The following is a 6235-nucleotide window of genomic DNA, read 5'->3' on the forward strand; positions in this document are numbered from 1 at the left end:
TGCGGGGCGTCTCCCTTCCGTCTTCCGTCAACGATCGGTCCTCGGCGCCTTCCACCGCGCCACCGCGCGCGCCGCCAGGTTGAGGACCATGACGAACGCGATCAGCACCAGCGCCGCCGCCCACGCCCGGTCGTAGGACGACTCGGTGCCGGCGCCCCACTGCTCGTAGACGTAGAGCGGCAGCGAGGACTGGGCACCCTCGAACGGGTTGCCGTTGATCATCGCGTTGCCGAAGACCAGCAGGATCAGCGGCGCCGTCTCACCGGCGATCCTGGCCAGCGCCAGCATCACCCCGGTGGTGATCCCGCCCAGCGCGGTGGGCAGCACCACCTTCACGATAGTGCGCCACTTCGGTACCCCGAGAGCGAGCGACGCCTCGCGCAGCTCGTCGGGCACCAGCTTCAGCATCTCCTCGGTGGACCGCACCACGATCGGCAGCATCAGCACGGCCAGCGCCATCGCACCCGCGAAGCCCGAGTAGCCGAAGCCGAGCGTCATGATCCACAGGCTGAGGACGAAGAGACCGGCCACGATCGATGGGATGCCGGTCATCACGTCCACGAAGAAGGTGATCGCCCGCGACAGCCGCCCCGGCCCGTACTCCACCAGGTAGACGGCGGTCATCAGCCCTATCGGGATGGCGAGCGCCGACGCCAGCAGCACCTGCTGCACCGTGCCGAGCAGCGCGTGGTAGACGCCGCCGCCCGACTGCCAGCTGAGCACCCCGTTCATCGAGTGGGTGAGGAAGTACCAGCTGACGCCCGGCACGCCGCGCGAGACGGTCTCCCAGACCAGCGCCGCGAGCGGCAGCACGGCGACCGCGAAGCAGGCCCACACCAGCAGCGCGGCGAGCCGGTCGACGGCCCGGCGCCTGCCCTCTATCCGGTAGGTCAGCCAGAACGTCGCGGTGACGAACACCACGCCCGCGATCAGCCCCCACTGCACCCGGCTGGTGAGGCCGACCACCAGGCCGACGCCGGTGCCGAAGGAGAGCGCGCCGACCAGCAGCGCGACCAGCGCCCACCGCGGCAGCCTGGCCGGCCGCAGCACCGCCCTGGCCACCGGGCGCGACTCGGCCGCCGGCTCCACCAGACGCCCCCTCATACCACCGTCCCCGCGTACTCCCGGCGCCTCGCGATGATCAGCCGGGCCAGGCCGTTGACCAGCAGGGTCAGCAGGAAGAGGACGAGCCCCGAGGCGATCAACGCGTCCCGGCCCATCGAGGTGGCCTCCTTGAACTGGCTGGCGATGTTCTGCGCGAAGGTGCCGCCGCCCGACTCCAGCAGGCTGGCGTTGATCAGGAAGCTCGGCGACAGCACGGTCGCCACCGCCATCGTCTCACCGAGCGCCCGGCCGAGACCCAGCATCGTGGCGCTGACGACACCGGAGCGGCCGAACGGCAGCACCGTGGTGGTGATCACCTCCCAACGGGTGGCGCCGAGCGCCAGCGCCGCCTCCTGGTGGGCGCGCGGCGTCTGCCGGAAGATCTCCCTGGTGACGCTGGTGATGATGGGCAGGATCATGATCGCCAGCAGGATGCCGGCGGTCATCAGCGAGCGGGCCGGCGTGCCGTCGTAGGAGAGCACCCCGGTCCAGCCGAAGAGATGGTCCAGCCACTCGTAGAAGCCGGTCAGCCGCGGCACCAGGTAGAGCGCCCCCCACAGGCCGTAGACGATGCTGGGCACGGCGGCCAGCAGGTCGACCAGGTAGCCGATGGGGGTTGCGAGACGGCGCGGCGCGTAGTGCGAGATGAACAGCGCGATGCCGACCGCCACCGGCATGGCGAGGGCCATCGCGATCACCGAGCTGACGACCGTGCCGAACAGCAGCACGGCGATGCCGAAGACCGGCGGGTCGGCGTTGGCGTCCCACTCGAAGGTGGTGAGGAAGTTCCCCTCGTCGCGGCTGATCGCGATGACCGCGCGGGTGGTGAGGAAGACCGCGATCGCGGCCATCACCAGGAGCAGCACGATGCCGGAGCCCCTGGCGAGGCCGCTGAACACGCGGTCCCCGAGCCGGACGACGTCGCCGCTCGCGCGTTGCCTTTCGGTGTTGCCGGTGTTGCCGGTGTTGCCGGTGTTCCGGGTGTCCACTGCCTCGAGTCCCTCCGAGAGCCGTCAGGCCATGGCGTCGACGCGCTCGCGCACCTGGTCGATGATCCGGTCGGCGATCGGCGCGTAGTCGATCTCGGCGAGCGCGCGCTGCCCGTCATCGCTGGCGGTGTAGCGCAGGAAGGCCCTGGTCAGGCCGAGAGTCTCGGGCTCGTTCCCCCGGTCGCAGACGATCTCATAGGTGACCAGGACGATCGGGTACGCGTCGCCGGCGGTGCTGGTGTAGTCGAGCTCCAGCGCCAGGTCGCCCCGGCGCCCGACCACCCGGGCCTCGGCGATGGCGCGCTCGGCGTGCTCCACGGTGGCCGCCACCGGCCGGTCGGCGCCGGTGTCGAGCCGGGCGGTGGCGATGTCATTGCGGTGCGCGTAGGACAGCTCGAAGTAGGCGATCGCGCCGGGGCTCTGCTGCACCTGCCCGACGAGCCCCGACGAGCCGTCGGCGGCCTGGCCGCCCCGGCCGCGCCACGCCTTGTCCGGCTCGTGCGGCCAGGCGTCGGGCGCGGCGGCGCGCAGGAAGCTGGTGAAGTTCTCCGTGGTGCCCGAGCTGTCCGAGCGGTGGAACGGGGTGATCGGCCGGTCAGGCAGCTCCGTGTCCGGGTTGAGCCGCTGGATCGCAGGATCGTTCCAGCGGGTGATCCGCGAGTCGAAGACCAGGGCCAACGTCTCGGCGTCGAGCACCAGGTCGTCGACGCCTGGCAGGTTGTACCCGACGGCGATGGGCCCGGCGACCATCGGCAGGTTGACCGCCCGCCCGCCGTCCCGGCACACGGAGCGCGACTCCTCGATCTCGGCCTCGGTCAGCGGCGTGTCGGAGCCGGCGAAGGCCGTGTTCCCCTGGAGGAACTCCTGAACGCCCGCGCCCGAGCCGGTGGCCTTGTAGTTGACCTGGCTGCCCGCACAATTGGTCTGGTAGGTGTTCACCCAGACCTCCATGGCATTGGCCTGGGCGGAGGACCCGGAGGCGAGCAACGTGCCCTCGGGGCCGCAGCGGAAATGGTCGAGGGAGAAGTCGAGGGCGCCGGGGAGGCTGGAGTTGTCATCGGATCCACAGCCGGTGAGGGCCAGCGCACCGGTCAGCGCGACGGCGCCGAGGCGTAGCTTCACTCTCCCTCAGTCCCTTCCCGTGGCCGCTCGTACCATACTGCCCGGCCATCGTCTGGTCCGTCGCCCATTCGTTACGCTATACCCGACAGGGGTATAAGAGCCGGAAGGCAACATTATGACCACCATCGACGCGACGACGGCCGAAACGCAGGAGGCCGGGACGGGCGCGCCCGCCGCACACCCGGCGGGCCCACACGGCTACAGCAAGGACAAGGACAGCCACCTCAAGCGGCTGCGCCGCATCGAGGGCCAGATCCGCGGCCTCCAGCGGATGGTCGACGAGGACGTCTACTGCATCGACATACTCACCCAGGTGTCGGCCTCGACCAAGGCCCTCCAGTCGTTCGCGCTCCAGCTGCTCGAGGAGCACCTGCGGCACTGCGTGGCCCACGCGGCGCAGGAGGGCGGCCCGGAGATCGACGCCAAGATCGAGGAGGCCACCGCCGCGATCGCCCGCCTGCTGCGGACCTGACCCCCGCGCCGCACGCGCGCTACTCGACGGTGCCGGTGTACACCTGCTCCGGCTCGGGCAGCTCCACCCGCACCGGCGCCCCGAAGTCGTGCAGCAGCACCGTGGACGCCACCTCCACCGACTCGCCGCCCCTGGCGAAGCTGAACTGGTGCCTGATCTTCCGCGGCAGCCCCTGGTCGTCGAGGTAGGCGTCGAACGGCACCTCGGTGTGGGTGAACCCGTCCACCGCCGCCGCGAGCTGCTCGCCGGCCGGCCCCCGCGCCGCCTCGGCGGCGACCGCGATGTCCGTGACGCCCCGGTAGTGGCGCAGGGTCTGCCCGTCCACCTCGGTGTACCCCAGGTCGGCGGCGTACGCGACGCCGCGCAGCAGCTCGGCGGCCGTGATCGGGTCGGTGGCGCCGCCGGTGACCACGTTGCCGTCGGGGAGGTCGGTGACCTCGATCCGCACCCACTTGTCGGCCGGCACCCCGGCGCCCCGGTTCTTCATGTACAGCTCGCCGGCCACGAACACCTCGGTGACCGGCTCGCCCTCGGGCAGCGTGATCCGCAGCGCGCCCTGCCGTTCGGCGTAGTCGAACCCGCCTTCTCCGTGAATCGTGATCCAGGTGCCGCCCGAGGCCATCCGCATGTCCGTGGTGGCCTGGGAACTCCCGCTCTCCGCGAGGAGATCCGGGACCTGACGCACCACCTCGGCGGCCTGCCGCCGCGCCGTGCCGTCCGCCGCGGCGCCGGTGCCGGAACATCCGGATACGGTGCCGGCGAGCACGGCGGAGATGAGCCCCGCGCAGCCGGCGCGCCCGGCGCGCGCCGCGATTCCCGTGGTGGTCGCCCTGGTCTGCCCCATGGTCAGCCGACACCCCCAGCACCTGGTCGCCTCGGAGTCGTATCGCCTAACGAGACCCGGGGGCGGCCGTTACGGTGGTGTCGTGCAGACCGAAGGTGAAGTCGAGGAACCCTCGGCGGACGGCACGGCGCTGGTGGCCGAGCACCGGGTCACGCTCGCCGAACGGGGCCCGTTCGTGGCGCCGCGCTGCAGCTGCGGCTGGTACGGCCCGGCCCGTCGCTCCCGCCCGCTGGCCAGAGACGAGGCCGCGGCCCACGAGGCGGCGCCGCCGTGCGCCTAGCCGGCGATGGCCACGCGGACACGGGCGGTCGGCCGCGGTCGGGCACCCGCGCTCCCGGCGGAGCGCTCAGGCGGCGACTCCGGAACCGGATGGCGCTGACGGCGCGGGGCGCGGCTCCGGCCGGTCGGCGGCGGCACCGCCGCCTGCTGCCGGCACGCCCGCCGCCTGCCCCGGCGCGCTCGGTGCGGCAGGCGCACTCGCCGCGCCGGGCGCGCTCGGCGCGGCGGCCAGCCAGCCGAAGCCGCGGCTGCTCGAAACCACCCGCACCAGTGGCGTCAGCGCCGCCATCGCCAGCGGCGCGAGCAGCAGCGCGACCGCCATGCCGAGGGCGAAGCCGCCGACCACGTCGGTCGGGTAGTGGACGGCGACGAAGACCCGGGCGAAGCCCTGGGTGAGCGCCAGCGCGAAGGCGATCAGGCCGAGGACCCGGTGCACGAGGAAGAGCGCGACGGCGATGGCCATGGCCGCGCTGGCATGGTCGCTGACGAAGGACCAGCCGTGCTTGCCCTCCACCAGCACGACGAGGTCGGGGTGGTCGACAAAGGGTCTCGGCCGGGCCACGAACTCGCTGATCGGGATGTTCACAAGCCGCGCCACCCCGGCCGCGGCACCGGCCCACAGCACGCCGGCCACGGCGGCCGGCGCGTCCGGCCGCCGCCGCACCAGCAGCCAGCCCAGCACCACCAGCAGCACGAGTCCGACGGGAATGCCGTACTCGCCGACGAACGAGACAAAGCTCCGCCCCCAGTCGGGCAACCGGCTGGCGAGTCCGTTGATTTCGTAGAGGATGTCCAACTCGACGTCGGGGTTATCGAGTCCAACCATGTGCCGTTGCGGCCCCTTCGTGCTGTGGGGGGACCCTGTCAAGGCTGACAGGGCTGAGGAGCCCCTGTTCCGGTACAGGTAACGCCAACTACATCCCCCAGAGTGCCGGTGTCCATCGAAAGATCACCACAGCGTTATCGAACAGCAACGGATTGCCTCGTTCGGCCCGGGACATCACCCGGTGCGACGGCGGCGTCACCCTGCCGTGGGGCGGGTCGCCCCAAAGTAATCCTGGGAATCAATCGGGTCAAAGCGGATCGTGGCGCCGGTGTAAGGGGCGTTGATCATGTACCCGCCGCCGACATAGATGCCGACATGGTGGATGCTCCGTGGATCCTGAAGATCATACGCGAAGAACACCAGGTCCCCCGGCAGCAGTTCGGACCGGTCCGGGTGCGGCCCGCTGTTCCACTGGTCGTTGGCGACGCGCGGCAGCTCTATCCCGACGGACTCGAACGCCGCCTTCGTCAACCCCGAACAGTCGAACCGCCCGTCGTCCTCCGGCGTACCGTCGCCACCCCACAGGTACGGCGTCCCGAGGTGCTCCTGCGCGAAGTTCACCGCCCCCGCGGCCTGCTCCAGCGGTGGCAGCCCACCCC

General features: G+C 71.5%; 8 protein-coding genes. 2 read left to right on the forward strand and 6 right to left on the reverse strand.

Annotation, left to right across the window (positions count from 1 at the left end):
* Positions 1–27 precede the first annotated feature (27 nt).
* From pstA to pstS, 3 genes are all read right to left on the reverse strand, one after another.
* Positions 28–1104, reverse strand: a complete 1077-nt coding sequence (pstA, locus tag E1265_RS02240) for a phosphate ABC transporter permease PstA (RefSeq protein WP_132928485.1) — start codon at positions 1102–1104, stop codon at positions 28–30.
* The gene (gene pstC / locus E1265_RS02245) at positions 1101–2003 is read right to left on the reverse strand and encodes a phosphate ABC transporter permease subunit PstC (RefSeq protein WP_243740476.1); all 903 of its coding nucleotides are present in this window, start codon (positions 2001–2003) and stop codon (positions 1101–1103) included. Before pstC ends, pstA begins: the two co-directional genes overlap by 4 nt.
* 114 nt (positions 2004–2117) lie before the next feature.
* The gene (gene pstS, locus E1265_RS02250) at positions 2118–3215 is read right to left on the reverse strand and encodes a phosphate ABC transporter substrate-binding protein PstS (protein WP_132928487.1); all 1098 of its coding nucleotides are present in this window, start codon (positions 3213–3215) and stop codon (positions 2118–2120) included.
* Between the two features lie 115 nt (positions 3216–3330).
* Between pstS and E1265_RS02255 the strand changes: the two genes are divergently transcribed.
* Positions 3331–3687, forward strand: a complete 357-nt coding sequence (locus E1265_RS02255) for a metal-sensitive transcriptional regulator (RefSeq protein WP_132928488.1) — start codon at positions 3331–3333, stop codon at positions 3685–3687.
* Between the two features lie 19 nt (positions 3688–3706).
* Here E1265_RS02255 and E1265_RS02260 read toward each other — a convergent pair whose 3' ends face one another.
* Complete coding sequence (locus E1265_RS02260) at positions 3707–4531, reverse strand: hypothetical protein (RefSeq protein ID WP_207930921.1); 825 nt, start codon at positions 4529–4531, stop codon at positions 3707–3709.
* Positions 4532–4613: 82 nt separating this feature from the next.
* Between E1265_RS02260 and E1265_RS02265 the strand changes: the two genes are divergently transcribed.
* Positions 4614–4811: a hypothetical protein gene (locus E1265_RS02265; RefSeq protein ID WP_132928489.1), complete on the forward strand. Its 198-nt coding sequence runs from the start codon at positions 4614–4616 to the stop codon at positions 4809–4811.
* Between the two features lie 66 nt (positions 4812–4877).
* Here E1265_RS02265 and E1265_RS02270 read toward each other — a convergent pair whose 3' ends face one another.
* The gene (locus E1265_RS02270) at positions 4878–5636 is read right to left on the reverse strand and encodes a phosphatase PAP2 family protein (protein ID WP_132928490.1); all 759 of its coding nucleotides are present in this window, start codon (positions 5634–5636) and stop codon (positions 4878–4880) included.
* A 195-nt stretch (positions 5637–5831) separates the two neighbouring features.
* On the reverse strand, positions 5832–6235 hold a 404-nt coding region (locus E1265_RS02275), incomplete at its 5' end, for a C40 family peptidase (RefSeq protein WP_132928491.1).

This window comes from Streptomyces sp. 8K308 (assembly GCF_004348315.1).
Classification (GTDB): Bacteria; Actinomycetota; Actinomycetes; order Streptomycetales; family Streptomycetaceae; genus Streptomyces.

Excerpts from the sequence above, each read along its gene's own strand:
- pstA (WP_132928485.1), bottom strand. The coding sequence starts at position 1,104 with ATGAGGGGGCGTCTGGTGGAGCCGGCGGCCGAGTCGCGCCCGGTGGCC.
- E1265_RS02255 (WP_132928488.1), top strand. The coding sequence starts at position 3,331 with ATGACCACCATCGACGCGACGACGGCCGAAACGCAGGAGGCCGGGACG.
- E1265_RS02260 (WP_207930921.1), bottom strand. The coding sequence starts at position 4,531 with ATGGGGCAGACCAGGGCGACCACCACGGGAATCGCGGCGCGCGCCGGG.
- E1265_RS02270 (WP_132928490.1), bottom strand. The coding sequence starts at position 5,636 with ATGGTTGGACTCGATAACCCCGACGTCGAGTTGGACATCCTCTACGAA.